Here is a 26,911-nt window from a genome sequence, read left to right as displayed (position 1 = left end):
GATAGGGTTGCCTTACCTATGTTCACCGAGCTCGGCTCGGGTTAGCCGTGAGGTACGACCGTGACTTCGACATCCACCCCGCATCGCGATGGTTATGTGCCCTTTCCGACCGAGGCCGGCGAGGCCTATCGGGCCGCCGGATATTGGGACGGGCGGGCGCTGGGCGAGCTGCTGCGGGAGACGGCTCGGCGGCATCCGCATCGGCCCGCGCTGCTGGAGGCGGACGGCGTGCGCAGCTACGCGTGGCTGGACGCGGAGTCCGATCGGATGGCGCACGGGCTGCTCGCGCTGGGGATTTCGCCCGGCGATCGGGTAGTGGTGCAGTTGCCGAATGTGCCGGAGTTCGCGACGGTGCTGTTCGGGTTGTTGCGGGCCGGGATCATTCCGGTGCTGACCCTGCCCGCGCATCGGCGGGCCGAAATCGAGCATCTGACAGCGCTTTCCGAGGCCGTCGCCTACATCGTGATCGATCGGCTCGGGGATTTCGACTATCGGGAGCTGGCCGCCGCCGTGCGGGAGTCGGTGCCGTCGCTGCGGCACGTGCTGGTGCTCGGCGAACCGGGATCCGGCGTCGCCTTGAATTCGGTGCCGCGCGAAGGCGATTCGCTGCCGGTGATCGATTCCAGCGATATCGCGCTGATGCTGGTCTCCGGCGGTACCACCGGCTTGCCGAAGCTGATCGCCCGCACGCACGACGACTACGTCTACAACGCCACCGCCAGCGCCGAGGTGTGCGCGCTGACCGCGGACGACGTCTACCTCGCGACGCTGCCTGCGGCGCACAACTTCCCGCTGGCCTGCCCGGGGATTCTCGGCACCGTGAGCGTCGGCGGCGCGGTCGCGTTCATCACCGATCCCAGTCCGGAGAGCGCCTTCGCCGCCATCGAGCAGCATCGGGTCACGGTCACCGCGGTGGTCCCGCCGCTGGCCCAGCTGTGGTGTGCCGCAACCGAATGGGAGGAGGCCGACCTGAGTTCGCTGCGGCTGCTCCAGGTCGGCGGCGCCCGGCTGGCCGAGGTCAACGCCCGCGAGGTGACCCCCGCGCTCGGCGCCACCTTGCAGCAGGTGTTCGGCATGGCCGAGGGGCTGCTCAACTTCACCCGGCTCGACGACGCCGCCGAACTGCTGCACACCACGCAGGGGCGGGCGCTGTCCCCCGCCGACGAGATCCGGGTGGTGGACGCGGACGGCAACGACGTCGCGCCGGGCGCCGAGGGCGAGCTGCTCACCAAGGGGCCGTACACCATTCGCGGCTACTACCGCGCACCCGAGCACAACGCGCGCGCCTTCACCCCGGACGGCTACTACCGCAGCGGCGATCTGGTGCGCAGGCTGCCGAGCGGGCACCTGATCGTCTCCGGGCGGATCAAGGACGTGATCAACCGCGGCGGCGAGAACGTCTCGTGCGACGAGCTGGAGGAGCATCTGCTCGCGCATCCGGCCGTCCGGCACGCCGCGGCGGTCGGCCTGCCCGACGCCGCGCTCGGCGAAAAAGTCTGCGCCGTACTGGTTGTCGACGGCGAGATGCCGAAACTGGCCGAGATCAAGACCTTCCTGACCGAACGCGGCCTGGCGACCTACAAGCTCCCCGACGTCCTGCGGCGCGCGGACCGGTTGCCGATCACCGCCGTCGGAAAGATCGACAAGAAGGCGTTGCGCGCCACCGCGGGGTGAGCTGCTCGATATGGAAAAGACAATGGGCAGCGCATCTTTCGATGCGCTGCCCGAAGATCCGATCGAACGGCTACTGCGCCTGCACCACATAGGGCGCGATGCTGCCCAGCTTCTCGCAGGTCTCCTCGAATTCCCGCTCCGGCCGCGACTGCGCGACGATACCCGCCCCGGCCCGCAGCCAGGCGCCCTCGGTGGTCTGATAGATCGCCCGCAGCACCAGCGTCGCCTCCAGCGCGCCGGTCGGCGAAATCGTCACCACCGCACCGGAGTACAGCCCGCGCGCGTCGTGGTCGAGCCGGAACACCGAGTCGATGCCCTCGGCCTTGGGGATCCCGGACGCGGTGACCGAGGGGAACAGCACCTCGAGCGCGTCCCAGCTGGTCCGGTCGGCGGCCAGCGTGCCGCACACGGTGGAGGAGATGTGCTGCACGCTGCCGCGCTCGCGCACCGCCATGAAGTCGGTGACCGCGACGGTGCCCCGGTCGGCCACCGAGGTCATCTCGGCGAACGAGGTCTGCACCGAAATCGCGTGCTCCACGATCTCTTTGGGGTCGGCGAGCAGGTCCGCGCGGGCCGCCGCGTCGACGTCCGCGCCACGGCCGAAGGCTCGGGTGCCCGCGACCGGCTCGGTGGTCACCTTGCGGTCCTCGTCCACCGACGCGACGAGTTCCGGGCTGAACCCGGCCGCCTCGAGCCCGCCGAGCCGCAGCAGGAACGAGCGCGCGGGCGTGTTGTGCGCGCGGCCGAGCCGATAGGTGGCCGGCACGTCCACCACGAACGGCAGATCGACCTTCCGGGACAGGATGACCTTCTGATACCGGTTCGCCTGGATCTCGCCGACGGCCTCGGCGACCCGGCCCGCGTAGCCGGTCGGGTCGAGCCGGATATCCGTCGGATGCGGCTGCGGCAGTTCGCTTTCCTGCGATTCGGTGATCAGGTCGTGGATGTCGCCGGTCTCGGCCGGCGTGGCGCCGGAGATCCGGATGCCGTATTCGCCGATCCGCACCTCGATGCGCGGAATCATCAACTGCACCAACGTGGTCCGCGGGTCCAGATGCGCGGTCGCGCTGTAGGCCCACGCGCAGAACTCGAATCCGATCCAGCCGTAGGCATTACGGCCGTCGAGCGGCAGCGCGGCGAGCGCCCGGTCGACGACTCCCGCCGGGCGGCCCTCCCATGCGGTCGCGGTGGTCTGCCCGTCCCAGCTGACCCGCAGTTCCTCGACATCCAGCTCGATACCGCCGATCGGATCGGCGGCGAATACCCACTCACCCGGTCGTTCGTACATCACGTACTCACCGAACCGATCGGCCCCCGCCAGCCGGGACATCGCTGCCGCCGGATCGGTCACATACTCCACCCGCAAGCGTTCGTCCGTGGTCGACAACGATCCTCCAAAGTTCTAACTGGCCTTGCTTTGGAGGTAAGGTTAGCATTACCTGACTGACTGCATACTGTGCCCGCAAACACATCGAACGACCACCGAAAGATCACTTCGCCGGACTTGAACGGTCATTTCGCCGGCACGGCAAGGGCCGAACGCTCGACGCTCAGCAAACTCTCCGCGCTGTGTTCCGCGTGGTACGCGGCCGCGCCACCGCGCAACCCGAACAGCCGCTTCGAGTAGAGCAGCCAGACCACCGCGGCGATGTTGACCAGCAGCGCGCCGATCCGCAGCACGGTCACCTTCTCGGTCAACTCGTAGATCTCCAGCGGCAGGAACAGACTCGTCGCGACGACGGCGAAATACTCGCCCCAGCGCTTCATCAGCCACAGCCCGAGCGCCTCGATACCCTGCAACCCCGCATAGCCGAAGACGCCGACGGCCACCCACAGCAGCGTCGTATTCGACAGCGAGAAGGCCTGATCGATCAGGTGCACGATCTTGGATCGATCGACATCCCAGCCGAATTGGTCGGCCAGCGGGCGCAGCAGCGGCAGATCCTGGTCGAACGCGGCCCGCATCGTCTCCCGCGACGTCCGGAACTTCAACACCGCGAACGCCACACCGATCAGCACCAACCCGCGCAGCAGTCGCTCGATCGCCAGCGCGCGCATCAACCAGCGATCGCGCAGCAGCCGCCCGCGCGGCACCTCCGGCGCGTGGTCGGCCGGACCGGACCCGACCGGGTCGCCCGGCACGAAGGTCCCGCAGCGCAAACAGCGCCAGGCCACCCCGGCCACGGTGTCGACCCGCAACCGATCGGCCAGGTCCGCCTCGTCCGGTGCGTAGGTGTAATGACCGTGCCAGCCACATGCGCGCAGCGCCCAATCCATAAGCGCAGCGTAATTCGCACTCGCCCGGAACGCGGGATCATGGCCGCGCGTTCAACTTGCGGGCCCGAGTGCCTGCGCGGAATCGCCCTAGGGGGATTCAATAGGGAGATCTTCTGTCGGAGGGAATCGGTAATGATCGAGCACCGTGGCGGATCGCCCGCGGATATTGAGCGAGCATCGGCACCGGGGTCGGTGGTGGCGCTGGTCGACGCGGCCTCCGGCGTGGAGCGCGAACTCATCGGCGCCTGGTTGACCGAGGGCGGGATCGCCAAGGAGTTCGGCACCGACGCGCCGATCACCCAGCTGGATCTCGATGCCGGCGCGGTGGCGTCGCGGCTGGTCGGCCGCCACGACGATCCGCTGGTGGTGCCGGTGCGGGTGCTCTGGCGGCCGCCGGAGCGCGACGGCGTACGCCGGATCACCTTCGCCGACATGGCGCTGCTCACCAACCCGCGCAAGCCGAATCGACTGGCCCAGCGCAAGCTGGCCGGCCAGCCGAACCGGCACGTGGTGCTCACCGGGCAGCCCGCGCTGCTCAGCGAATTGCGCACGAACAACCCCGAAGCCGCCGCGCTGGTCACCAAGGGCACCGCCGAGCCGTTCGCCCGCGCCGTCGTGCGCGCGGCCGTGGTGGCGTTGGAACGGGCCGAGCGCACCATCATCGGCGACCGGTACAAGGTGCCCCGGCTGGTGGCCGAGGAGATCCTCGACTCCCCCGACTTCGTGCGCCGGCTCGAACTCATCGCCGACCAGATCGGCGCCGGCCCGCACGAGGTGTACCGGCGCGCGGAGAAGGCGCTGAACGAACTCGTCGCCGCGCAAAGCAGATTGGTCTCCGACCTGTTCACCCAGGCGATGCGGCCGATCCACGCGTCGACCTGGAAGGTGGACTCCGACGATTCGGGGCTGGCCGGGCTGCGCGACCTCAACCGCCGCTACCCGCTGGTGTTCCTGCCGTCGCACCGGTCCTACGTCGACGCGTTCGTGCTCGGTGATGTGCTGGCCCGCAACGACTTCCCGCCGAACCACGTGATCGGCGGCGCGAACCTGAGCTTCTGGCCGATGGGCCCGATCGCCCGGCGCACCGGAACCGTGTTCATCCGGCGCAGTTTCGGCGACGACGAGGTGTACAAGGCGGTGGTCGAGGAGTACTTCGCCTACCTGCTGGCCAAGCGCTTCAACCTGGAGTGGTACTTCGAGGGCGGCCGCACCCGCACCGGCAAGCTGCGCCCGCCGCGCTACGGATTGCTGAATTACCTTGCGGCGGCGGTCCGCGCGGACCGGGTCGAGGACGTCATGCTGGTGCCGGTGTCGATCACCTACGAGCGGCTCAACGAGCTCGGCGCCATCTCGACCGAGCAGGTCGGCGGCAAGAAGAAGCCGGAGGGGCTGGCCTGGCTCGCGCGTTACGTACGCAGCCAGCAGCATTCGGCCGGGCACGTGTATGTGCGCTTCGGCGAACCGCTTTCGGCACGCGACCGGCTCGCCGCGCACGGCGATCCGCTCACCACGCCGCCGCTGACCATCCCGCTGCATCGCACCGAACCCGCGCCCGCCGGGCTCACCGAGACCGGACAGGGCGCGCCGGACGCACCCGACGTCGCGGAGCTGGAACGCAAAGCCGTGCAGCGGTTGGCGTTCGAGATCGCCGTCGGCATCAACGCGGTCACCCCGGTGACGGTCAACGCGCTGGTCACCCTCGCGCTGCTCGGCGTGCACGAGCGCGCGCTCACCCTCGGCGAGGTGCGCACGGTGCTCGCGCCGGTGCTCGGCTACATCGAGGAGCGGAATCTGCCGCACGGCGAGCTGGCCGCGTTGCGCGACGATCAGGGCCTGGCCGTTGTGCTGGAACAACTCTCGCTGGCCAAGGTGGTGACGGTCTATCGCGGCGGGCTGGAGCCGGTCTATTCGATCGAGGCGGGCGCGCACCTGGAGGCCGCGTTCTATCGCAACAGCGCCGTGCACTGGTTCGTCAACCGCGCCATCCTCGAGCTGTCCATCCTGGCCGCGCTGGACAGCGACGGCGCCGACCAGCTGACCACCGGCTGGGACGAGGCGTTCCGGCTGCGCGATCTGCTGAAGTTCGAGTTCTTCTTCCCCGAGCGGGCCGAGTTCGCCGAGCAGATGACCGCCGAGATGCTGCTGCTGGATCCGCAGTGGCACAGCCACACCCGGGACAACACCCTCGGCTCGGAGGTGATGGCCAAGCTCACCGGTTCCGGATTCATGATGGCGCACCGGGTGCTTCGCTCGTTCTTCGACGCGCAGCTGGTGGTGGCCGAGCGGCTGGCCGACCGGGACCCCGAGGTGGAACTCGACCGCAAGCAGTTCATCGCCGACTGTGTCGCGGTCGGCAAACAGATGATGCTGCAACAGCGGCTGCACAGCCCGGAATCGGTCTCCACCGAATTGTTCACCAGCGCACTGAAACTCGCGGACAACTACGGGCTGCTCGAAGGGGTGTCGCACGATTCGGCCAAGCGCCGCGCGGATTTGACCGAGCGGCGGGTGGAATTCGCCGATCAGCTGCGCACCATCGGGACCCGCATCTCCCGCGCGGCGGCGCTGGATCCGTCCAATCGGGAGACCCGGTGAGCGCGGAGCTCGACGGCGCGCTCGCCGAGATCCGTTCCGGGCTGACGGGCGCGCAGATCGCCGCCATCTTCGACTTCGGCGGCACCGTCGTCGACGGCTTTCCGCGGCCGGGGACGTTCCAGCGGCTGTTCCGCCGGCGCGGCACCGAGGAGGTGCTGCTGCGCGGTATCCGCAACGGCGCCACCGACGGCGAGTACGGCCGGTTCCTGAACCAGCTCGCCGAGGCGCTCGCGGGCAGATCCGAAGCCGACCTGGACGCGCTGGGCGAGCGGTTGTTCCGGCGCACGGTGTACGGACATCTGTATTTCGAAGCGTGGCAACTGATTCGGACGCATCAGGCGGCCGGGCACACCATCGTGCTGGCCAGCTCGCTGACCCGTTTTCAGGTCGCGCCCGCGGCGGCCGAGCTCGGCATCGAGCATGTGCTCTATACCCCGATGGCCGCCCAGGACGGCATCCTCACCGGCTATCCGGACGGAAAGACGTTGTGGCGCAACGGCAAGGCCGATGCGGTCCGGGAATTCGCCGCCGGCCACGAGGTGGACCTCACCCGCAGCTATGTCTACGCCGACAGCACCGCCGATCTGCCGCTGCTGTCCCTGGTCGGTCATCCGACTGCGGTGAACCCCGACCAAGAGCTCACCTCGGTGGCCGCCGAACGCAATTGGCCGGCCCTGCGCTTTCACCCGCGCCAGGGTGCGCGCCCGGCCGACTATGCCCGCACCACAGCGGGTTTCGCTGGACTGCTCGGCGGCGCGTTCTACGGCGTCGCGTCGAAGTCACCGACCAGGGACCATCGGCAAATGGCCGATGCGCTGCTGGAGCACGCCGCCGGAAACACCTTGAGCCTCGCCGGAGTGCACCTCCGGGTGAGCGGCGCCCAGAACGCGCGCGCACCGCGGCCCGCGGTGTTCCTGTTCAACCATCAGAGCCAGTTCGACATCATCATCGTCCCCGAGGTGCTCCAGGGCGGGGTCACCGGAATCGGGAAGAAGGAGCTGACCCGCAACCCGGTCTTCGGCCCGCTGATGCGCTTCGTCGGCGTGACCTTCATCGATCGGTCGAGCACCGACAAGGCCAAGGCCGCGCTCGCGCCGGTCGTCGACACGCTGCGCGGCGGACTGTCGATCGCGGTCGCGCCCGAGGGAACCCGTTCCTACACACCGGATGTCGGGCCGTTCAAGAAGGGTGCCTTCCACATCGCCATCCAGGCGGGCGTGCCGGTCATCCCCATCGTGATCCGCAACGCGGGCGAAATCTGCTGGCGCAACTCGATGGTCGCGCGGCCCGGCACCGTGGATGTGGCGATCCTCGATCCCATCGATGTCAGCGGCTGGGATCCGAATGACCTGGACGACAAGGTCGCCGCGGTTCGCCAGCTGTATGTGGACACGTTGCTGGACTGGCCGAAGCCCGACTGATTCGCGCGAACCTCCGCGGACCGCGCCGAATTCCGTTGCGGCGGTTACCGGCCGGAGTGATACAGGCCACACCGGCGCGAATTGACCTCAAGAATTGTTGAGGTTTGATGATTGTTCTCAGCACCAAGCAGCACAGCTTCGGATGAGGAGAACATCATGACCATCGCTCAAACCTCCACCCCCGCACTGCGTATCCCCGCGGTCGGCCGGCCGACCGCCGTCGTGGGCAGCGTCGTCGCCGCGGTCGCGGTCAACCTGATCGTCTGGCTGCTCGGCGAAGCCGCCGGCGGCTCGTTCGAAGTGGTCGACCAGGGGGTCACCACATCCGTCGGCGCGGGCGGGGTGATCGTCTCCTCCGGCCTGCCGCTGCTCGTCGGCATGACGGCGGCCGCGCTGGTGTCGTACTTCTGGACCGGTGCGCTGCGGGTGGCGCAGATCGTCGGTGCCGTTCTCGCCATCGCGACCATCGGCTTGACCATCGCCGCACCGTTCGACGCCGTGACCACCGTCGCGCTGTCGGTCATGCATGTGGTGCTGGCACCGGTGCTCGTCGTCGGACTGGAAGCGATGCGCCGTGGCCTGTCCGCCCACTGAACCGGCAATGACGTAGGGCCCCACATCCATCGCGGATGTGGGGCCCTACGCCTGTCTGTCCTAGACCGAACGGCCGAAGAGCAGCTTCCACGGCATCAGCGCCGACTCCAGCTGCACCTTCAGGCTCATCTTCGAGGCGCCCAGGGTGCGCTCCTCGAAGCGGATCGGCACCTCGGCGATCTCGATGCCCTTCTTGACCGTCCGATAGTTCATCTCGACCTGGAACGAGTAGCCGTTGCTGCGGATCGAGGCCACGTCGATCGCGCGCAGCGTGTCCGCCTTCCACGCCTTGAACCCGGCCGTGGCGTCTTTCACGCCGAGCCGCAGGATCAGGTTCACGTAGAAGTTGGCCCACGCGGACAGCGCCTTGCGGTGCCACTTCCACTCGTCGGCGGTCGAGCCGCCCGGCACATAGCGCGAGCCGAGCACGACGCCGGCGTCGGTGGTGGTCAGCTTCTCCAGCATGGCCGGAATCACCTCGGCCGGATGCGACAGGTCGGCGTCCATCTGGATCACCACGTCCGCGCCCTCGTCCAGCGCCCGGGTGATGCCCGCGATGTAGGCCCGGCCGAGGCCGTCCTTCTCCGTGCGGTGCAGCACGCCGACCACGTTCGGCAGCTCGGCGGCCAGCTTGTCGGCGACGTCACCGGTGCCGTCCGGCGAACTGTCGTCGACCACGAGCACGTGCAGGTCGGGTACCGGCAGCGCGGTCAGGCGCTGCACCGCAACCGGCAGATTCTCCCGCTCGTTGTAGGTCGGCACAACAACGGTAACCCTCAAGGGTCGCCCTCCCTGCTGATCCTGGTCCAGCTCGCAGCCCACGTCAGGACCACCGAGCAATCGTTTGAGTTCGGAGAAACCGTACTTGATACAGCTGAAGCAGGCCTGAGTGGATCTACCTGGTGACCGATATCGGGCAGGCATCCGCGCACGTCACAAGATCACTTTTGCGCCGCGGCCGCCCGCCCCGCGTCCACGCTCGCGGTCAGATCACTTGTCGCACACCGGACTACCGGCCTCGGTCAGTCCTCGTCCCCGGAATCGGCCTGCGCATTGCGCGCCTTGACGATCTCCAGTGCCCGTTCCGCGGTCGCCTGGTCCGGGTACGGCCCCATCCGATCCTGGAACCAGCACTGCCTGCCCTTTTCGGCCCGCTTGTGCTTCAAGCAGTAATACCAGCGCTCAGCCATGCCCCCAGCATTCCACCGTCAGCGCCCGTTCAACCCCATTTCCAAGATCATCGGGCCGGCTCGCGATTCGCGAGCCGCTCGCGGCATGGGTTACCAGAGGTGGCGGAAGTGGACGAGTGCGTCGACCACCAGAACTGTGCCGAAAAGCACGAAAAGAACACGTAATGCGGGTGGGGCGTAGCGAGTGAGGATCCGCACCACGGCGCGGTAGACGCGCCGCGCCCGCGGGGTCCGGCGCAGGGACAACAGCAGCACCAGCAATGGCGGCAACAGCGCCAGCGCGCAATACGCGACCACGATCAGCGGCCACAACACCGGCAACGGATCCTGCGCCGAGATCATCGCCAGCCCCGCCAGATACGGCACCGCCGTCGGCGCCTGCACGAGACCGATTGCCATCCCGACGAATCCGAACAACCACGGCCGCCGCCGCACCGCCGCCGCCCAGGCCGGCGGCTCGGTCCGGTTAGCCACCGGAACCCGGCTGATGGCGATCAACACCATCCCCAACCCCAACTCACCCCAATACCGCACCCCCGGCGTCAGTTCGAACTCCACCAGCCCCGTCAGGAAGTTCAACCCGAGCACCGTACAGATGCCGAAAGCGGTGGTAACCGCGAAAACCCCCGCGATGAAACTCACCCCACCCGGCACCGGCGACCGCCGCCCGATCCGGCTGTCCGCCACCACCGCCGTCGTAACCCCCACCAGCAGCACATCCAGCGAATCCAGAAACGCGAAACCCGCGAGCGCTAGAAGGAGGGTCAGCATGACCCGGCCAGCCTACGGGAGCGCCGGACCACACCCCCACGACGCCGAGCGGGACCTGACGGTGGCGCTACTCGCGTTTCGCCGCCGCCAGGTCCCGCTCGCGGTGAATCACTCGGTGGGCGGGCCCGCCTGGGGGCCGACGAGGGGTTCGAAGGTCGCGGAGTAGGTGTCGAAGCGGGATTTCCAGTCGACGGGCTCGAGCCCAGCCAGGCGGTCGAGGCACTCGTCCCAACCGGCGGCGTTGCGGGCCGCGGAATCGGCCGGCAGCTCATCGATCAAGACCAGCAGAGTCCCGCTCCCGTGCGGCGTCAGCTCGAACTGCAACCGTTCCTCGCCCCAGCTGAACGCAAGCAGCTTCGGCTCATCGACCGCGAATACCTCACCGCTGAGCGTACTTCCACCCATCTCGTCGCCGAAGTCGAACGTGATCGCCGCCCCCACCTCCCACACACCGCCGACCACCTCCACGTCGCACGGGAACCAGGCCCGCAACTGCTCCCGCTCCGTGATCGCCTGCCACACCACCGCCGGCGGATCCGCCAGCTTCCGTTCCAGCCGCACCGCCGGCCGCGCCCCATCGGTACGAAGCTCTGCCTGACTCATTCCTGCCTCCGTCGCTCGAGATGTTCTTCCAATAGATCGAGATGCGTGCTCCACAACCGGCGATAAGGCGCCAGCCAATCGTCAACCCCCACCAGCGGCTCCGTCCGAATCCGATACACCCGCCGCTGCGCCTCCACCCGAACCTCAACCAACCCCGCCTCCTTCAACACCCGAAGATGCTTCGAAACCGCAGGCTGACTAAGCCCCACCCGCCCCACCAACTCCCCCACCGGCTGCTCCCCCTGCCGCAAAACCTCGAGGATCGCCAACCTGCTCGGCTCCCCCAACACCTGAAAAACGCTAGCCGTGGTCACCCCTACATATTCCCCTACAGTTATATAACTGTCAAGGCATACAAGAGAGAAACGGATACAACAGCCAGACCCAAGGCCAGCTCGCGCGGATTGCATTACAAGGGAGGGAGTCCGGGAGGAGAACCACACCAAGCAGATCTCGACCAGGTCGAATCCGCAGCCCGCCCCCAAAAGGCGACCACAGCCCAAGGGGGTTCGGGGGGCGAAGCCCCGCCGAGCGGGGCGTGGGGGTTGCACCCCCACAAGAAACGAACAAAACGAGCCCCGCACGCGCACTCCGCGTGCAGGGCTCGCCTACGAGTTTTGTGGCCAGGGCCGGGATCGAACCGGCGACCTTCCGCTTTTCAGGCGGACGCTCGTACCAACTGAGCTACCTGGCCGCAGGCACCCGAGTTGAATGCCATACGCGAAACGCCGGATTGCTCCGGCGCCTCACTTGCGACCCTGACGGGACTCGAACCCGCGACCTCCGCCGTGACAGGGCGGCGCGCTAACCAACTGCGCCACAGGGCCTTGCATACTACCAACGGTCCGAAGACCGTACCCCCTACGGGATTCGAACCCGCGCTACCGCCTTGAAAGGGCGGCGTCCTAGGCCGCTAGACGAAGGGGGCTCGTCTCCGGATTTCTCCGGAACCGGCTTCAACGGCTATCCGTTGGGAGCCCGGTTAGCTTATGACAGACCGGACTCGATTCCCAAATCGGCTGTTCAGAGTCCCAAACTGAGCTCTTCGAGGCGGGCGTGGGTGCGCCAGCCGTCGTTGCGGAACTTCTCCGCCCACTCGGTGGTGGACATGGACTCGATGACCACCTCGAGCGCCTCCTCGAAGCGCGCGCGCAGATCGATGCCGGTGCCGTGCGCGTCGACCATGTAGCGCTGGCCGGCCAGCGCGGCGGTCAGTGTGCGGGTGAACCGGTCCGCGTCCGCGTCGGCGCGCAACTGCCCTTGGTCGATGGAGCGGACCGCGAGCGCGCGGACGGCGCGCCCGAGTATTCGCCCACCGCCGGTTTGCACGTCCCGATAGAAGTCGGGCTCGATGATCAACCGGTATTCGGCCTGCACGATGATGTCGTGCTCGAGCCGCAATGCCATCTCGTCGATCATGCCGTGCATGACGTCCAGTGGTCCGAGATCCGTTCGGCCGAGCCAACGCTCGGCCGATGCGCGATAGCGTTCGACCGCCGTCTCCAGTACGGCGCGTGCTAGATCTTCCTTGGAATCGAAATGGAAGTACATGGCGCCCTTGGTGGCACGCGACCCTTCCAATATGCGGTTGAGCGATGCAGCGGCATAGCCGCTCTTCCCGAACTCAACGGCGGCGGACCTGATAATCGCCGCACGTGTCCGGCGGGCCCGCTCTTGCTGCCGTGCCATGCTCGAAACGCCTCCGAAGCCTACTCGCCGCCAAACAGCCACCCCCAAAGGAACGGGCCCTTGGCGCGAAGTTATGAGTTTTATCAATACTTCAAACCGGGTTTTCGCCCAGTTTCAAACTTTCGGTACGAAAACTTGCGAAAAACCTGAAACACACCAGCTGGTATAGTTTTCCTGCCCGGGTGCGCCGCAGGGGGTGCGCACCCGGGTATTTCTTCGTCTCGGATCTGCCTCCTGCGGCGTTGTCTCCAGGGAAGTCACGATCGGCCGGACCGCTCGCGACACGTTCGGGCACATCAACGATAAGCCGAATTCCGAATCACCGGACGAGTAGACGATTCTTACGGAATTCATCAAGTCGTCACCGTACCCGGAATCCCCTTCCGACACGCGGCAAACCGACGAGTCAGGTAACTGACCGGTTCGGTTTACTGTTACAGCAAACATCAAGCAACCAAGCTTCCCTCTGTGCTCGTTCCCCCAATTCGACAGCGTCCCAGCAACGTTCACCCGAGGAGACCGGCCGACCGGAGCGCGGGCCATCGTGGGCAGCCCGCCCGCTCACCCCACCCGCACATGCGCCCGAGCTCAGGCCCCTCACCCCCCGCAAATCCAAAGACATTGCTAGCCAACATGATTGGATGGTAGCCAATTCTCGGCGCAATGAACAAAGTTGGGTACCAAATGTTTACCGGCGAGATCGCGAGCCACACATCGCGCGTTACTAGGCGCGACAACAAGTCTCGGCGTCAGATTGCCACTACTCGCCGGCCCTTGCGATCCGAGCCGCCGCCGGCCCGCGACTCGCCCCGCTCCCCCATTTGGGCCATCGCGCCGCGCCCACTACACTGGCCCACCGCGCCCCTATAGCTCAGTTGGTAGAGCTACGGACTTTTAATCCGCAGGTCGTAGGTTCGAGCCCTACTGGGGGCACTCGTCGGGCGCCCGGTCTACCGGGCGCCCGCTCTCGTTTCAGCTGGACTGTCGCCGGCTCCGGCGGCCGGGCCATACTTGCAACGCGCCCTCGGCGCGCGGGTTCGAAACACCACACTCCCTCCGGGCATTCCCCTACTGTGAGCGCGACACGGGCAATCCCGGTCATCCCTCGACAAGGCGGAGCTGATGACTTCCTTCGATGATTTGCTCTCCCAGGTACCGATCGGCCAGATCGCCGCGAAGCTCGGCGTCGACGAGAGCACCGCGACCAACGCGGTCAAGGCCGCGCTGCCCACCCTGCTCGGCGGTCTGCAGGCGAACGCGACCCAGCCCGACGGCGCGGCCTCCCTGGTCGGCGCCCTGGACAACCACGGCGACCTGGTCGAGGGCGAAGGCCAGGTGGACATCGACAAGGTCGACGTCACCGACGGCTCGAAGATCGTCGAGAACGTCTTCGGCCAGGAGAAGAACACGGTGATCAGCACCCTCGGCGCGACCGAGGGCACCGGCGGCAACGACCTGATCGCCAAGCTGATGCCGATTCTCGCCCCGATCGTGCTCGCCTACCTGGCCAAGCAGATGACCGGTGGCGGCGGCAACGCGGCGCCGCAGACCCAGCCGGCCGGCAACGGCGGCATCGGCGACATCGGCGACATCCTCGGCGGCCTGCTCGGCGGCAGCAGCAAGAGCGGCGGCATCGGCGGCGCGATCGGCGAGGCGCTGGCCAAGAATGCCGGCGGCGCGCTGGGCAACGTGCTCGGCGGCCTCTTCGGCGGGAAACGCTGAGCTGGGCGCACTATGCAATTTGCCCCGGCGTGTGCAGTGCAGCACGCCGGGCTAACACTTCTCGGCCCGTAGCGATAGTCCCCTCGCTGCGGGCCGAAGCCATACACTCGACAGTGGTCGCCGAACGCCAACGACGGCGTATGACGTGCATCACGGGGCATCAACAGGCATTCGGATGCGTTTCGCATCACACCTACGGTGCCGTAAGGTATGGCCGCACGGCATCGGTCTACCTTGGGGGGATGACCTGCTCGACCGGACGCACAGACTGAAGGGTTCATACATGGCAAGGGATCTGACTCAACTCGAGCTTCTTACGGAGTTGGAGCCGGTTGCCGCAGAAAACGTCAACCGGCACTTCTCCTTGGCAAAGGAATGGCATCCGCACGACTACGTCCCGTGGGATGAAGGCCGCAATTTCGCCGCACTCGGGGGCATCGACTGGGATCCTGAGCAGTCCCGGTTGAGCGAAGTCGCGAAGGCCGCCATGGTCACCAATCTGCTGACCGAGGACAACCTCCCCTCCTACCACCGCGAGATCGCCGAGAACTTCTCCCAGGACGGTGCCTGGGGTACCTGGGTCGGCCGCTGGACCGCCGAGGAGAACCGGCACGGCATCGTGATGCGGGACTACCTGGTGGTCACCCGCGGCGTCGATCCGGTCGCCCTCGAAGAGGCGCGGATGATCCACATGACCAACGGTTTCGCGTCGCCGACCGAGGCCGACGCCGGCTTCCTGCACTCCGTCGCGTACGTGACCTTCCAGGAGCTGGCCACCCGCGTCAGCCACCGCAACACCGGCAAGGTCTGTGACGACCCGATCGCCGACCGCATGCTCCAGCGCGTCGCCGCGGACGAGAACCTGCACATGATCTTCTACCGCAACATGTGCGCCGCCGCGCTCGACCTGTCTCCGGACCAGGCGATCGAGGCCATCACGCTGATCCTGGAGAACTTCCAGATGCCCGGCGCGGGCATGCCCAACTTCCGCCGCAACGGCGTCCTGATGGCCAAGCACGGCATCTACGACCTGCGCCAGCACATGGAAGAGGTGGTGCAGCCGGTGCTCAAGAAGTGGAACATCTTCGAGCGCGAGGACTTCACCGGCCGCGGCGAGGCCTGCCGCGAGCGGCTCGCCGCCTACCTGGACAAGCTCGGCAAGGACGTGCTGAAGTTCGAGGAGCAGCGCGACCGCATGCTCGCCCGCGAGGCCGCCAAGGCCGACCGCCAGATGGCGAGCAGCACCGCGAGCTGAGCTCGCACCCCGATCGACCACGAGCCGCCGTCCGGAGCACCGGACGGCGGCTCGCGTATGTCCGGCTAACGCTGTATCCAGCAATTATCTGCTTTCGAGGTTTATTGCGTCGAAGATCGAACTTCGACGCAATAAACCTTCAAACGTTGCGCGCACCGCAATAGGATTCTGCGCGGTACCGCCGTTCACATTCACGAACGCATTCGCCGCGCAGGTGTCGCTATGTTCGCCAACTGGGGAGCGGTATTCGTCGTCGCCCAGTTCACTCGAACATTCATGTCCTGGCAGTTCGGTGTCGCGGTGCCCGACCCATGTATTCGATCGATATCCGTTCGGCCTGCGGCCGCCGGCGTTTCGATCGGCGATATCGCCGCGGGCAAGCGCTGCGGTCATCGGATTCGGGCGGCTCGGTCCTTACCCGCGGGACCTGCGAATTCCTACCGTGGGGAGAAGACGACGGCGTCGGCTGCGCGAAGGGACGGGCGAACATGGCAAAGCACCGCTCACGGTGGATGGATGCGGAAATGGATGCGCTGGCGGAGCTGTCGCGCGACTTCTTCGGTAAAGAGTGCGCGCCGCACGAGGAGCGCTGGGCCGAGCAGCAGCACATCGACCGCGAGGTGTGGTTGCGGGCCGGCCAGCTCGGCCTGCTGTGCCCGAGCGTGCCGGAGGAGTTCGGCGGCGGGGGCGGGGACTTCCGGCACGACGCGGTGATCGCCATCGAACAGGTGCGCGCGCTGGCGCCCAGCTTCGGCGGTCCGGTGCACAGCACGATCATCGCGCACTACATCGCCGGATACGGCACGGACGAGCAGAAGAAGACCTGGCTGCCCAAGCTGGCCTCCGGCGAGATCGTCGCGGCGATCGCGATGACCGAGCCGGGCACCGGATCGGACCTGCAGGCGATCCGCACCACCGCGACGGTGCAGGGCGACGAGTACGTGGTCAACGGCGCGAAGACGTTCATCTCCAACGGTTTCCTGGCCGACCTGGTGCTGGTCGTCGCCAAGACCAACGAGCAGGGCGGCGCGGGCGGGCTCTCGCTGATCGCGGTCGAGACCACCCGCGAGGGGTTCCGGCGCGGGCGCAATCTGCACAAGATCGGCCAGCACGGGCAGGACACCTGCGAGCTGTTCTTCGACGAGGTGCGGGTGCCGCGGACGAACCTGATCGGCGAGGCGGAGAACCAGGGTTTCATCCAGCTGATGCAGCAGCTCGCGCAGGAGCGGCTGATCATCGCCGTCACCGCGATGGCGACGATGGAGAAGACGGTCGAGCTGACCCTGGAATACACCAGGGAGCGCACCGCCTTCGGCAAGCCGCTGTTCGGCTTCCAGAACACCAAATTCACGCTGGCCGAATGCGATACGGCGGTCACCGTCGGCTGGAGCTTCCTCGACGACTGCGTGGAGAAGCACGTCCGCGGCGAGCTGGACATCCCCACCGCGGCCAAGGCGAAGCTGTGGCTGTCCGAGCAGCAGAACATCCTGGCCGACCGCTGTTTGCAGCTGTTCGGCGGCTACGGCTACATGGCCGAGTATCCGATCGCGCGGATCTTCACCGATTCGCGGATCCAGAAGATCTACGGCGGCACCAACGAGATCATGAAGGAGATCATCGCGCGCGGGCTCTGAGCGCGCCGGTCCCGCTGCGCCGCTTCGTGATTGCCGAATCCGCCGACGATCGCCGCGGCAACGCCGACACTGGGTGTATCGCGCCGTACCGGTCGGCCGTTCGCACCGGCCGTGGCCGATCGAATCAGGAAGGCCGAGAACATGACCAGTGCACCCCACGGCGACGCCCCGCTGACCGGGAAGGTCGTCGCGATCACCGGCGGCGCGCGCGGGATCGGCCGGGCGACCGCCGAGGCGTTCCTCGGGGCAGGCGCCACGGTCGCGATCGGCGACATCGATGTGGAGCTGGTCGACAAGACCGCCGTGGAGCTCGGCGCGGACCCGGACGCCAAGATCATCGGCCTGCCCTTGAACGTGACCGACCGCGAGTCGTTCGCCGTGTTCCTCGACACGCTGGAAAAGGAGCTCGGGCCGCTGGACGTGCTGGTCAACAACGCCGGCATCATGCCGACCGGGCTGTTCGCGGACGAGGACGAGGCGATGACCGACCGGATCGTCGACATCAACCTGCGCGGGGTGATCACCGGGTCGCGGCTGGCCACCAGGCGGTTCCTGGCGCGGGGCAGCGGGCATCTGATCAACATCGCGTCTTTGGCAGGCACGCAAGGGTTTCCGGGGCTGGCCACCTACTGCGCGACCAAGCACGCGGTGGTCGGCTTCACCTCGGCGCTGCATCTGGAACTGAAGGAACACGGCGTGCAGGTCTCGGCGGTGCTGCCGGGCATCGTGCGCACCGAGCTGTCCGCCGGGGCGAACATGCCGGGCTGGATCGAGCCGATGACCACCGTCGATCCCGAGGATGTCGCGCAGGCCATCGTGCGGACGGTGGTCAAGGGCAAGCCGCTGGTGACCGTCCCGCGCAAGCTGGCCGCGATCATCAAGACCGCACAGCTGCTGCCGTATCGAGCGCAGCTCGTGGTCGCGCGATTCACCGGCGCGACAACGGCTTACGCGCAGCCCGATCCGGAAATCCGGGAGCGGTATCACCGCCGGCTGCGCGATCAGTAGCGATCCGCTGCCGCGCAGGAAGATTCAGCCGGCGGTCGGCGCGGACCCGCGATAGGAGCCGGGCGGGCTGCCGGTCCAGCGGCGGAACGCGCGCCGGAACGCGCTCGGTTCGGAGAAGCCGAGCCGCGCCGAGAGCGCCTCGACGGTCTCGTCGCCGCGCACCAGGCTGGCCACCGCCGCGTCGCGCAGGATGTCCTCGCGGATCTGGGTGATCGAGGTGCCCTCCTCACCGAGCTTGCGGCGCACCGTCTGTGGGCTCATGGCCAGCCGTTTGGCCACCTCGTCGGCGGTGGGCCAGCGATCGCCGGCGGTCTTGTCCCGGACCCCGTGCAGGCCGCGGGTGAGGATCTTGCGCACCTGCTCGGCGAGCGAGGTGCCGTAGTCGCGCCGGGACAGCACGTCGATCGGGGCGTTGCGGGCCCAGTCGATGAGGTCTTCCTCGGTCCGGGTGAGCGGCGCGTTCAATAGTTCGCTGTCGAAAGTTATTGCGGCGGTGGCGGCGTCGAAGACCAGCGGGGCGCCGAAGACGAGGTCGTAGTCGGCGATATTGCGCGGCCGCGGATACGGGAACTCGACCTGGCGCAAGGCAACTCGGCGGCCGATACCCCAGGAGACCATCCGGTGGATCGCCGCGAGCAGGAACACGGCGAGCAGCTCTTCGCCGGCGGCCAGCACGCTGGTGTCGAGCGTGCACCGGGTGCGTTCGCCGTCGGTGGTCACCGCCATCGGCGGCAGGCCGGGCAGCAGGCGCTGATATTCGCCGAACCGGCGGATCGCCGCGCCCAGATCCGGGCAGGCGATGAGGCCGAAGCCGACCAGCCGGACCGATCCCCGTGGCACCGGCGCCGGGCCGAGGCCGAACAGTTCGTCATCGGTGATCCGCCACAGCTGGCGCATGGTCGCGGCCACCTGATCGACCGTCACCCGCGCCCGGTCCTGGGCGAGCAGCTCGGGCGCGACGCCCACGCTGCCGAGCAGCTGGGTGATGTCGACGCCCTGCCGCTGCGCGGTGGCGACGGCGGAGCGCACGAAGTCGATCGGCACCGTCCTCGCCGCCACCAATACCTCCTGCGTCCCTGGTCGAGGCGAACCTACCAGGCCGGATGCGGTGAGCGCGGCGGTCACCGAACGTGCGCCGCGCGGTCATCCCGGGGGCCCGCCCGGATTCCTAGCGTTGCTGGTATGAGCAACGACGCGTCGACCAGGCCGGGTTCGACCTCGGCGCCGGACGGGACGACCTTCAACCTGGACCGGCTGGGAAACTGGGGTGCGCGCGACACCTTCGTGGTGGACCAGGAACGCACGATCGCCTACGCCGCCGCGACCAACGATCCGATTCGCCAACACCTCGACGGGACATACGCGCCACCGGTTTTCGCGGTGGTGCCGATCACGGTGATGATGGCCGACGCCGCGATGTCGGTGGTGCCGGACGAGCTGATGCTGCGAATCCTGCACGGCGAGCACGACTTCCGCTTCCACCGGCCGATCGAACCGGGCGAGACACTAGAGGTACGGGCCCGGCCGATCGGAATCGAGGGCAAATCCTCGGGCGTGGTCGTCACCTCGCACATCGAGACCTACAGCGGCGACGAGCTGGTGAACGAACAGTACTTCGTCGGCTTCTTCCGCGGTGGCGAATTCGACAGCGCCCGCGGCGAACCCAGCCCGGCGCACGCCTTCGACGAGCGGCTGCGCGCCCGCGAGCCGGACTTCCTCGCGGCGCAGACCTTCGACCCGGATCAGACCTTCCGCTACGCCCAGCCCGCGGGCGACCCGATGCCGATCCACCTGGTGGACGAGTTCGCCAAGGCGATGGGGTTGCCCGGCATCATCATTCACGGCCTGTGCACCATCGCGTTCATCTCGCACGCGCTGATCACGAGGATCAGCCCGGAGGATCCGACGCGGCTGAAAAGGCTTGCCGTGCGGCTGAGTTCGCCGGCGTTCCCACAGCAGACCATCAACACCGCGGTATGGGCGACCGAGCGGCAAGCCGGGCGTGATCGCTACGCGTTCGAAACTTGTTCCGACAACGACCAATTCGTCATCCAGGACGGGCTCGCAGAGTTCGAGGCCGTAAGCGACAAGGAAACGATATGAGCAACCGGGTTTTCGTCATCGGTGTCGGCATGACCAAGTTCGAGAAGCCGGGCCGCCGGGAGGGCTGGGACTACCCGGCCATGGCACAGGAGTCCGGCACCAAAGCGCTGGCCGACGCGGGCATCCGCTACGACCAGGTGCAGGAGGCCTACGTCGGCTACGTCTACGGCGATTCCACCAGCGGGCAGCGCGCCGTCTACGAACTCGGGCTGACCGGGCTGCTGGTGGTCAACGTGAACAACAACTGTTCCACCGGATCCTCGGCGCTGTACCTGGCCGCCAGGGCGATTCGCGGCGGGCTGGCCGACTGCGCCATGGCGCTCGGCTTCGAGAAGATGCAGTCCGGCTCGCTTGAGGCGGGCTACACCGATCGGGAGCAGCCGCTGCTGCGTCACATCGAGGCGCTGGCCCAGCTGCGCGAGTTCGCGATGCCGGTGGCGCCGTGGATGTTCGGCGCGGCGGGGGTCGAGCACATGGAGCAATACGGCTCCACCCGTGCGCATTTCGCCAAGATCGCGGAGAAGAACCACCGGCACTCGGCGAACAATCCGTACGCGCAGTTCCAGGATGTGTACACGTTCGACGAGATCGCCGCCGCCAAAATGGTTTACGAGCCGCTCGGGCTGACCCGGTTGCAGTGCTCGCCGACCTCCGACGGTTCGGGCGCGGCGGTGCTGGCCAGCGAGCGTTTCGTCGACGAACACGACCTCGGCGCCCGGGCCGTGGAGATCGTCGGCCAGGCGATGGTGACCGACCTCGAATCCACCTTCGCCACCAAGACGGCGCGCTCACTCGTCGGCGTCGACATGACCGCCGCGGCCGCCCGAAAGGTGTACGCGCAGGCCGACATCGGCCCGGACGATCTCGACGTGATTGAGCTGCACGACTGCTTCTCCCCCAACGAGCTGCTCACCTACGAGGCGCTCGGCCTGTGCGGCGAGGGCGAGGGACACAAGCTGGTCGACGCCGCGGACACCACCTACGGCGGGCGCTGGGTGGTCAATCCGTCCGGCGGCCTGATCTCCAAGGGTCATCCGCTCGGCGCCACCGGCCTGGCCCAGTGCGCCGAGCTGACCTGGCAGCTGCGCGGCGAGGCCGACGCCCGCCAGGTCGGCGACGCGAAAGTCGCACTCGCGCACAACATCGGCCTCGGCGGCGCGGCCATCGTCACCGCCTACCGCCCCGCCGAACGCTGAATCCGGCACCACGCCAACCGCTTTACCGAAGTAGAGGAGAACGACCATGGCACAAGCCAAGGTGTCCAAGGAGTTTGCCGCCGCGCCGGAGAAGGTGTGGGCGGTGCTGTCCGACCCGAACCGGTTCGAGGAGTGGCTGACCGTGCACACCAAGTGGAAGGAGCCGCCGCCCGCGCAACTGTCCATCGGAACGACCATGACCGAGGTGCTCACCATCATGGGGATGGCGAACACCATCACCTTCACCGTGGACGCCTACGACGCGCCGAACTCGACGAAGTTCTCCGGCGTCGGCCTGGCCGGCGCACAGATCAGCTTCACCCTCACCGTGCAGGCCCAGGGCGACAACGCTGCGCTGGTCACCATCGACGCGGAATTCATCAGCCAGATGATGGTCGGCGCGATCGGCGGCGCGATCGAACGCGCCTCCACCAAGGAACTCGACGCCTCCCTCGCCAACCTCGCCGGTCTGCTCGCCTGACCACGCTCTCCCCCTCGAAAGGAACATCATGGGTTCGCTGGACGGACGCGTCGCCATCGTCACCGGCGCGGGGCGCGGCATCGGCCGGGCACACGCGCTGCTGCTGGCCGCCGAAGGAGCCGCCGTCGTGGTCAACGACCTCGGCGGTGACAACGAGGGCGTCGGCGCCGACGCCGGGCCCGCGCAGCAGGTGGTCGAGGAGATCGTCGCGGCGGGCGGGCGCGCGGTCGCCGACGGCGCGAACATCGCCGACTGGGCGGGCGCGAAAGCCCTTGTCGAGCAGGCGATCACCGCCTTCGGCGGGCTGGACATCCTGGTCAACAACGCGGGCATCCTGCGTGACGCGTTCATCGCCGCGATGGACGAGGCGCAGTGGGACGCGGTGATCGCGGTGCACCTCAAGGGGCATTTCGCGGTGCTGCACCACGCCGCCGCGTACTGGAAGGCGCAGTCGAAGGCCGGGCAGCAGGTCGCGGCGTCGGTGATCAACACCGCCTCCGCGTCCGGCACCTTCCTGCCCAATCCGGGCCAGGCCAACTACGGCGCGGCCAAGGCGGGCATCGCCGCGCTCACCCAGGTCGCCGCGCTCGAACTGGAGCGATACGGCGTGCGCGCCAACGCGATCGCCCCCGTCGCCCGCACCCGGCTCACCCTGGCCACCCCCGGCATGGGCGCCATGTTCGCCGAGGAGGTCCCCGCGGGCGAGTTCGATGCCTTTGCCCCGGAGAACATTTCCCCCCTCGTCGCCTACCTCGCCCAGGAGAAGTGCCCGATCACCGGCAAGGTCTTCGCCGTCCAAGGCGGCGCGATCTCGGCCCTCAACGGCTGGACCGCCACCGGGACCATCGAAACCGACGGCCCCTGGCAACTGACAGATCTGGCCGACCGCCTCCCGGACATCGCCTGATTCACCGCACTCGCCGGCACGGCCCCACGCGCCGGCGAGTGCGGTGCGCCGCCGCCGGTCCCGCGCACCAGCTGCATTGCCCGTGCGAGCAGGCCGTTTCGGGGGCGCACAGGCCCGTTACGTGCGGAAATGAGAGACTGGACGGCGTGACGATGACTACCGGGGCGAAGAGTGCGCTGCGGATCGGGCCGTATCCGGTCGATCCGGCGGTGGTGCTCGCGCCGATGGCGGGCATCACGAATCTGGCGTTTCGCAAGCTGTGCCGCGAGTTCGGTAGCCCCACCTCCATCTATGTCTGCGAGATGATCACCGCGCGGGCGGTGGTCGAGCGCAACGAGAAGACCCTGGACATGATGGCCTTCGACGCGGACGAGTCGCCGCGCTCGATGCAGCTCTACGGCGTCGACCCGGCCACCCTCGGCGAGGCGGTGCGGATCATCGTCGGCGAGGGCAAGGCCGATCACATCGACATGAACTTCGGCTGCCCGGTGCCCAAGGTGACCAAGCTCGGCGGCGGCGCGGCGCTGCCGTACAAGCGGGCGCTGTTCAGCCAGATCGTGCGCGCCATGGTGGCCGCCGCCGAACCGGCCGGCGTCCCGGTGACGGTGAAATTCCGCATCGGCATCGACGACGAACACCTGACCTACCTCGATGCCGGGCGCATCGCGGAAGCCGAAGGGGCGCAAGCGGTCGCGCTGCACGCCAGGACCGCCGCGCAGCGCTACTCCGGCCAGGCCGACTGGTCGGCCATCGCACGGCTCAAGGAAGCCGTCACCACGATTCCGGTGCTCGGCAACGGCGATATCTTCTCCGCCGCCGACGCGGTCCGGATGATGGCCGAGACCGGCTGCGACGGTGTCGTGGTCGGCCGCGGCTGCCTCGGCCGGCCGTGGCTGTTCGCCGAGCTCCAGGCCGCGCTGCGCGGAGAGGCCCTGCCCACCCCGCCGAATCTCGGCAAGGTCGGCGAGGTGCTGTACCGGCACGGCACGCTGCTGTCGGAGACCTTCGGCGAGGACAAGGCCATGCGTGACCTACGCAAGCACATGGCCTGGTACCTGATGGGCTTCCCGGTCGGCGCCGATCTGCGCCGCGCGTTCGCCACGGTGTCCAGCCTCACCGAGCTGGAAGACCTTGTCGGGCAGCTGGATCCGACCGCGCCGTTCCCCAGGGACGCGGAGGGTCCGCGCGGAAGACAAGGCTCCCCAGGCAAAGTCGCGCTGCCGCACGGCTGGCTGGACGACCCGCAGGACCCGGCCGTACCGCACGCCGCCGACGTAATGCACAGTGGCGGCTGAGAACCGGACGATAGCGCACCGCTGATACCCAGGCGAACCGACGCCGGTTCGGGTATCCAAATCAGCGTGTGGCAAATTCGATTTCGCACTCAGGTGGCTCACCGTGGCGGAATCGTTATCATTGCGGAATCGGTCAAGCCGGTCGAGTACGGCCCGAGGCGGCGACGTAGACGAAAAGCGAGGTTCGTTGGTGGGTGACGATCGGCACGGGCGTTCGCCACGGCCCGGAGATCGCGCCCCGTGGGAGCGCTATCCCACGGAGGACAACGACCGAGACGGCTCCCGGTCGTCCCGGCGATCCCGGCATACCGACGCCACCGCCGACGCGGGCTCCGCCCCGCTCACCGTGCAGGATCTGGTGCAGAAGGTCGACAACGAGCGCTCCGGCCGCCGTGGCCGCCGCGCCGCCCAGCCTCCGGAAACCGGTGCGGCGCCGAGTCGCGGCCCGCGCCAGCCTGCTCCCACCGGATCCGAACCGCGTCCTGCCGAACCAACTCAGCGCCGCCCGGCGGAATCAACTCAGCGCCGCCCGGCGGAATCAACTCAGCGCCGCCCGGCGGAACCGACTCAACGCCGCCCGGCCGAACCGCCGCGCCGCCAAGACCCGCCGCGCCAGCCGGACCAGGCCGCCCGGCGCCCGAGCGAGCCGACCCGTCGGCAGCCCGCACCGGGCCGCCCGGCCGAGCAGCCACCCCGGCGTCCCGCCGACACCCCGCCGCCCCGCACCGCGGGCTCACCGGTCGCTCAGGACATCGCGGGCGCACCCGCGGCGCGCACGCCGAACCGGCGCGGCGAGGACAGCCGCAAAGCCACCCCCACGGCCGCCAGGGCGAAGCAGGAAACGGCCGAAGAGGTCACCGACATCCTGCCGCCGCTGGCCGAGACCACCCGGGCCAAGCGCAAGCAGACCGACTGGCCCACCAACGACGAATCCGGTGCCGCACAACCCAAATCCGTCGGCGCCGCGCCGCTGTCCCGGCTGGCCGCCAGCAAGCAGCGCCGCAACAAGCGGCTGCGCCTGGCCGGGCGCAGCGCCCTGACCATGTTCGCGGTACTCTGCCTGCTCGTCACCGGCGGCGGCTGGAGCTACCTGCGCTCCACCGGCAACAACTTCACCCAGATCTCGGCGATCGACGACAACAGCGACGACGTGGTCGACTCGGACGCACAGCTCGGCGACGAGAACTATCTGCTCGTCGGCACCGACACCCGCGCGGGCGTGAACAGTCAGGTCGGCGCGGGCACACTCGACGACGCCGAGGGTTCCCGCGCGGACACCGTCATGCTGGTGAACATCCCGAAGAACCGCTCGCGGGTGGTGGTCGTCTCGTTCCCGCGCGACCTCGACGTCACCCGGCCGCAGTGCAACGGCTGGGACAACGACAAGGCCCAGTACACCGCCGAGACCTTCCCGTCGGCCATCGGCGACAAGCTCAACGCGGTCTACGCGCTCGGCGGCCCCAAGTGCCTGTTCACCACGATCCAGCGGATGACCGGCAGCGCGATCAATCACTTCATCGCCGTCGACTTCGCCGGCTTCGAGGCCATGGTCGATCAGATCGGCGGCGTCGAGGTGTGCTCGCCGAAGCCGATCAACGACGAGATCCTCGGCACCGTGCTGGAGACCCCGGGCAAGCAGAAGGTCAACGGCTCGACCGCGCTGAACTACGTGCGCGCCCGGCACGTCTACGGCGAAGAGCGCAGCGACTACGACCGGATCAACCGGCAGCAACGCTTCATGGCCTCGCTGCTGCGCGGCGCGCTGTCCAGCAAGGTGCTCTTCGATCCCGGCAAGCTGAACGGCTTCATCAACGCGTTCACCAACCACACCTCGGTCGACCGGGTCACGCCCCAGGACCTGCTCACCCTCGGCCGCTCGCTGCAGAAGCTGGACGCGGGCACGGTCACCTTCCTGACCATCCCAACTGCCGGCACCACCTCCTACGGCAACGAGATCCCGCGCGAGCAGGACATCAAGGCGATCTTCAAGGCGATCCGCGACGATCAGCCGCTGCCCGGCGAGAAGAAGATCACCCCCGCCCCCGGCTCCATCCCGTCCGCGCCGCCGACCCCGCCCAAACTGACCGCCGTCGATCCGAGCACGGTGTCGCTGCTGGTCTCCAACGGTTCCGGCACCTCGGGCCTGGCCCAGCGGGCCGCGACCAAGCTGGGCAACCAGGGCTTCGGCATCTTCAACATCGGCAACTACTCCGGCGGCAGCGAGGTCACCTCGAAGGTCCGGTACGGGGCCGGGCAGGAGGCCGCCGCGGCCACCGTGGCCAGCGCGATCCCCGGTGCGCTGATGGAATCGGCCAGCGACCTCGGCGGCATCGTCGAGGTGGTTATCGGCGGCGACTTCAACGGCACGGTGCGCACGCCGACACCGGTGGGCGACCCGATCTCGAACATGCCCTCGATGGCGCCTGCGACGCCGGTCACCCTGCCGTCGGATCTGGAGCACGTCAACGCGGCCGACGAGACCTGCAAGTAAGCACG

At 68.0% G+C, this 26,911-nt stretch carries 24 protein-coding genes and 4 tRNA genes; 15 read left to right on the top strand and 13 right to left on the bottom strand.

Annotated features, from left to right (window positions below; translation table 11 throughout):
* The first annotated feature begins 60 nt into the window (after positions 1-60).
* A complete protein-coding gene (locus F3087_RS22060; protein ID WP_150403912.1) occupies positions 61-1,674 on the top strand; it encodes a (2,3-dihydroxybenzoyl)adenylate synthase in 1,614 nt (537 codons plus the stop codon).
* A 70-nt stretch (positions 1,675-1,744) separates the two neighbouring features.
* Here F3087_RS22060 and F3087_RS22055 read toward each other — a convergent pair whose 3' ends face one another.
* Together F3087_RS22055 and F3087_RS22050 are read right to left on the bottom strand one after the other, a co-directional pair.
* Complete coding sequence (locus F3087_RS22055) at positions 1,745-3,061, bottom strand: salicylate synthase (protein ID WP_150403911.1); 1,317 nt, start codon at positions 3,059-3,061, stop codon at positions 1,745-1,747.
* Positions 3,062-3,186: 125 nt separating this feature from the next.
* The gene (locus F3087_RS22050) at positions 3,187-3,951 is read right to left on the bottom strand and encodes a DUF2127 domain-containing protein (RefSeq protein ID WP_150403910.1); all 765 of its coding nucleotides are present in this window, start codon (positions 3,949-3,951) and stop codon (positions 3,187-3,189) included.
* Between the two features lie 132 nt (positions 3,952-4,083).
* Here F3087_RS22050 and F3087_RS22045 point away from each other — a divergent pair, with 132 nt between their 5' ends.
* The 3 genes from F3087_RS22045 to F3087_RS22035 all read left to right on the top strand — a co-directional run bounded on the left by F3087_RS22045 (position 4,084) and on the right by F3087_RS22035 (position 8,561).
* Positions 4,084-6,546 carry a glycerol-3-phosphate 1-O-acyltransferase gene (locus tag F3087_RS22045; protein ID WP_150403909.1) on the top strand — a complete coding sequence of 821 codons (2,463 nt, stop codon included), beginning with the start codon at positions 4,084-4,086 and terminating at the stop codon, positions 6,544-6,546.
* A complete protein-coding gene (locus F3087_RS22040) occupies positions 6,543-7,967 on the top strand; it encodes an HAD-IB family hydrolase (RefSeq protein WP_150403908.1) in 1,425 nt (474 codons plus the stop codon). Before F3087_RS22045 ends, F3087_RS22040 begins: the two co-directional genes overlap by 4 nt.
* A 156-nt stretch (positions 7,968-8,123) precedes the next feature.
* Positions 8,124-8,561 (top strand): DUF6069 family protein, encoded by a 438-nt coding sequence (locus F3087_RS22035; protein WP_150403907.1) that lies wholly within the window; start codon positions 8,124-8,126, stop codon positions 8,559-8,561.
* A gap of 60 nt (positions 8,562-8,621) precedes the next feature.
* Here the strand turns inward: F3087_RS22035 and F3087_RS22030 are convergent, their stop codons facing one another.
* From F3087_RS22030 to F3087_RS21995, 9 genes are all read right to left on the bottom strand, one after another.
* On the bottom strand, positions 8,622-9,323 hold the full coding sequence (locus F3087_RS22030; protein ID WP_150404012.1) for a polyprenol monophosphomannose synthase: 702 nt from the start codon (positions 9,321-9,323) through the stop codon (positions 8,622-8,624).
* Positions 9,324-9,583: 260 nt separating this feature from the next.
* Positions 9,584-9,751 (bottom strand): hypothetical protein, encoded by a 168-nt coding sequence (locus F3087_RS46025; protein ID WP_191094086.1) that lies wholly within the window; start codon positions 9,749-9,751, stop codon positions 9,584-9,586.
* A gap of 90 nt (positions 9,752-9,841) precedes the next feature.
* Entirely contained in the window at positions 9,842-10,522 is a 681-nt protein-coding gene (locus F3087_RS22025; RefSeq protein ID WP_150403906.1) for a GAP family protein, read from the bottom strand.
* A gap of 108 nt (positions 10,523-10,630) precedes the next feature.
* Entirely contained in the window at positions 10,631-11,125 is a 495-nt protein-coding gene (locus F3087_RS22020; protein WP_150403905.1) for an SRPBCC domain-containing protein, read from the bottom strand.
* A complete protein-coding gene (locus F3087_RS22015) occupies positions 11,122-11,439 on the bottom strand; it encodes an ArsR/SmtB family transcription factor (RefSeq protein ID WP_223885257.1) in 318 nt (105 codons plus the stop codon). The genes F3087_RS22020 and F3087_RS22015 overlap by 4 nt, the downstream gene beginning before the upstream one ends.
* A gap of 306 nt (positions 11,440-11,745) precedes the next feature.
* Positions 11,746-11,819: transfer RNA gene (locus F3087_RS22010), tRNA-Phe, on the bottom strand.
* A gap of 59 nt (positions 11,820-11,878) precedes the next feature.
* A tRNA-Asp gene (locus F3087_RS22005) sits at positions 11,879-11,952 on the bottom strand.
* A 28-nt stretch (positions 11,953-11,980) separates the two neighbouring features.
* Positions 11,981-12,053, bottom strand: a tRNA-Glu gene (locus F3087_RS22000).
* 95 nt (positions 12,054-12,148) lie between these two features.
* Positions 12,149-12,814 (bottom strand): TetR/AcrR family transcriptional regulator, encoded by a 666-nt coding sequence (locus tag F3087_RS21995; RefSeq protein ID WP_150403903.1) that lies wholly within the window; start codon positions 12,812-12,814, stop codon positions 12,149-12,151.
* Between the two features lie 860 nt (positions 12,815-13,674).
* Here F3087_RS21995 and F3087_RS21990 point away from each other — a divergent pair.
* The 3 genes from F3087_RS21990 to F3087_RS21980 all read left to right on the top strand — a co-directional run bounded on the left by F3087_RS21990 (position 13,675) and on the right by F3087_RS21980 (position 15,791).
* Positions 13,675-13,747: transfer RNA gene (locus F3087_RS21990), tRNA-Lys, on the top strand.
* A 189-nt stretch (positions 13,748-13,936) separates the two neighbouring features.
* Positions 13,937-14,536: a DUF937 domain-containing protein gene (locus F3087_RS21985; protein ID WP_150403902.1), complete on the top strand. Its 600-nt coding sequence runs from the start codon at positions 13,937-13,939 to the stop codon at positions 14,534-14,536.
* 283 nt (positions 14,537-14,819) lie between these two features.
* On the top strand, positions 14,820-15,791 hold the full coding sequence (locus tag F3087_RS21980) for an acyl-ACP desaturase (RefSeq protein WP_150403901.1): 972 nt from the start codon (positions 14,820-14,822) through the stop codon (positions 15,789-15,791).
* An 84-nt stretch (positions 15,792-15,875) separates the two neighbouring features.
* On the opposite strand, the gene F3087_RS21975 is transcribed toward F3087_RS21980, so the two are convergent.
* The gene (locus F3087_RS21975) at positions 15,876-16,184 is read right to left on the bottom strand and encodes a hypothetical protein (RefSeq protein ID WP_150403900.1); all 309 of its coding nucleotides are present in this window, start codon (positions 16,182-16,184) and stop codon (positions 15,876-15,878) included.
* A gap of 131 nt (positions 16,185-16,315) precedes the next feature.
* On the opposite strand from F3087_RS21975, the gene F3087_RS21970 reads away from it, so the two are divergent.
* Positions 16,316-17,425, top strand: a complete 1,110-nt coding sequence (locus tag F3087_RS21970; protein ID WP_396897575.1) for an acyl-CoA dehydrogenase family protein — start codon at positions 16,316-16,318, stop codon at positions 17,423-17,425.
* 141 nt (positions 17,426-17,566) lie between these two features.
* Positions 17,567-18,433: an SDR family oxidoreductase gene (locus F3087_RS21965; RefSeq protein WP_150403898.1), complete on the top strand. Its 867-nt coding sequence runs from the start codon at positions 17,567-17,569 to the stop codon at positions 18,431-18,433.
* 24 nt (positions 18,434-18,457) lie between these two features.
* Here F3087_RS21965 and F3087_RS21960 read toward each other — a convergent pair whose 3' ends face one another.
* Positions 18,458-19,492 (bottom strand): AraC family transcriptional regulator, encoded by a 1,035-nt coding sequence (locus tag F3087_RS21960; RefSeq protein WP_191094085.1) that lies wholly within the window; start codon positions 19,490-19,492, stop codon positions 18,458-18,460.
* Between the two features lie 123 nt (positions 19,493-19,615).
* On the opposite strand from F3087_RS21960, the gene F3087_RS21955 reads away from it, so the two are divergent.
* From F3087_RS21955 to F3087_RS21930, 6 genes are all read left to right on the top strand, one after another.
* Positions 19,616-20,536, top strand: coding sequence for a MaoC/PaaZ C-terminal domain-containing protein (locus F3087_RS21955; protein ID WP_150403896.1), 921 nt, complete (start codon positions 19,616-19,618; stop codon positions 20,534-20,536).
* Positions 20,533-21,732, top strand: coding sequence for a lipid-transfer protein (locus F3087_RS21950; protein ID WP_150403895.1), 1,200 nt, complete (start codon positions 20,533-20,535; stop codon positions 21,730-21,732). The genes F3087_RS21955 and F3087_RS21950 overlap by 4 nt, the downstream gene beginning before the upstream one ends.
* 46 nt (positions 21,733-21,778) lie before the next feature.
* Positions 21,779-22,213 carry a type II toxin-antitoxin system Rv0910 family toxin gene (locus F3087_RS21945; protein WP_150403894.1) on the top strand — a complete coding sequence of 145 codons (435 nt, stop codon included), beginning with the start codon at positions 21,779-21,781 and terminating at the stop codon, positions 22,211-22,213.
* Between the two features lie 28 nt (positions 22,214-22,241).
* Positions 22,242-23,120, top strand: a complete 879-nt coding sequence (locus F3087_RS21940) for an SDR family oxidoreductase (RefSeq protein WP_150403893.1) — start codon at positions 22,242-22,244, stop codon at positions 23,118-23,120.
* 152 nt (positions 23,121-23,272) lie between these two features.
* On the top strand, positions 23,273-24,415 hold the full coding sequence (gene dusB, locus F3087_RS21935) for a tRNA dihydrouridine synthase DusB (protein ID WP_150404011.1): 1,143 nt from the start codon (positions 23,273-23,275) through the stop codon (positions 24,413-24,415).
* 190 nt (positions 24,416-24,605) lie between these two features.
* Positions 24,606-26,906 (top strand): LCP family glycopolymer transferase, encoded by a 2,301-nt coding sequence (locus F3087_RS21930; RefSeq protein WP_150403892.1) that lies wholly within the window; start codon positions 24,606-24,608, stop codon positions 26,904-26,906.
* Positions 26,907-26,911: the final 5 nt, after the last annotated feature.

It is taken from the genome of Nocardia colli, assembly GCF_008704205.1.
GTDB classification, from domain to species: Bacteria; Actinomycetota; Actinomycetes; order Mycobacteriales; family Mycobacteriaceae; genus Nocardia; species Nocardia colli.
The sequence above is the reverse complement of the archived record's forward strand: the minus strand, read 5'-3'. Positions and strand labels throughout refer to the sequence as shown.

Coding starts and splice junctions, on each gene's coding strand:
- F3087_RS22050 (WP_150403910.1), bottom strand. CDS start 3,951: ATGGATTGGGCGCTGCGCGCATGTGGCTGGCACGGTCATTACACCTAC.
- F3087_RS22045 (WP_150403909.1), top strand. CDS start 4,084: ATGATCGAGCACCGTGGCGGATCGCCCGCGGATATTGAGCGAGCATCG.
- F3087_RS22035 (WP_150403907.1), top strand. CDS start 8,124: ATGACCATCGCTCAAACCTCCACCCCCGCACTGCGTATCCCCGCGGTC.
- F3087_RS46025 (WP_191094086.1), bottom strand. CDS start 9,751: ATGGCTGAGCGCTGGTATTACTGCTTGAAGCACAAGCGGGCCGAAAAG.
- F3087_RS22025 (WP_150403906.1), bottom strand. CDS start 10,522: ATGCTGACCCTCCTTCTAGCGCTCGCGGGTTTCGCGTTTCTGGATTCG.
- F3087_RS22020 (WP_150403905.1), bottom strand. CDS start 11,125: ATGAGTCAGGCAGAGCTTCGTACCGATGGGGCGCGGCCGGCGGTGCGG.
- F3087_RS21995 (WP_150403903.1), bottom strand. CDS start 12,814: ATGGCACGGCAGCAAGAGCGGGCCCGCCGGACACGTGCGGCGATTATC.
- F3087_RS21985 (WP_150403902.1), top strand. CDS start 13,937: ATGACTTCCTTCGATGATTTGCTCTCCCAGGTACCGATCGGCCAGATC.
- F3087_RS21980 (WP_150403901.1), top strand. CDS start 14,820: ATGGCAAGGGATCTGACTCAACTCGAGCTTCTTACGGAGTTGGAGCCG.
- F3087_RS21975 (WP_150403900.1), bottom strand. CDS start 16,184: ATGACCGCAGCGCTTGCCCGCGGCGATATCGCCGATCGAAACGCCGGC.
- F3087_RS21970 (WP_396897575.1), top strand. CDS start 16,316: ATGGATGCGCTGGCGGAGCTGTCGCGCGACTTCTTCGGTAAAGAGTGC.
- F3087_RS21965 (WP_150403898.1), top strand. CDS start 17,567: ATGACCAGTGCACCCCACGGCGACGCCCCGCTGACCGGGAAGGTCGTC.
- F3087_RS21955 (WP_150403896.1), top strand. CDS start 19,616: ATGAGCAACGACGCGTCGACCAGGCCGGGTTCGACCTCGGCGCCGGAC.
- F3087_RS21950 (WP_150403895.1), top strand. CDS start 20,533: ATGAGCAACCGGGTTTTCGTCATCGGTGTCGGCATGACCAAGTTCGAG.
- F3087_RS21945 (WP_150403894.1), top strand. CDS start 21,779: ATGGCACAAGCCAAGGTGTCCAAGGAGTTTGCCGCCGCGCCGGAGAAG.
- F3087_RS21940 (WP_150403893.1), top strand. CDS start 22,242: ATGGGTTCGCTGGACGGACGCGTCGCCATCGTCACCGGCGCGGGGCGC.
- dusB (WP_150404011.1), top strand. CDS start 23,273: ATGACTACCGGGGCGAAGAGTGCGCTGCGGATCGGGCCGTATCCGGTC.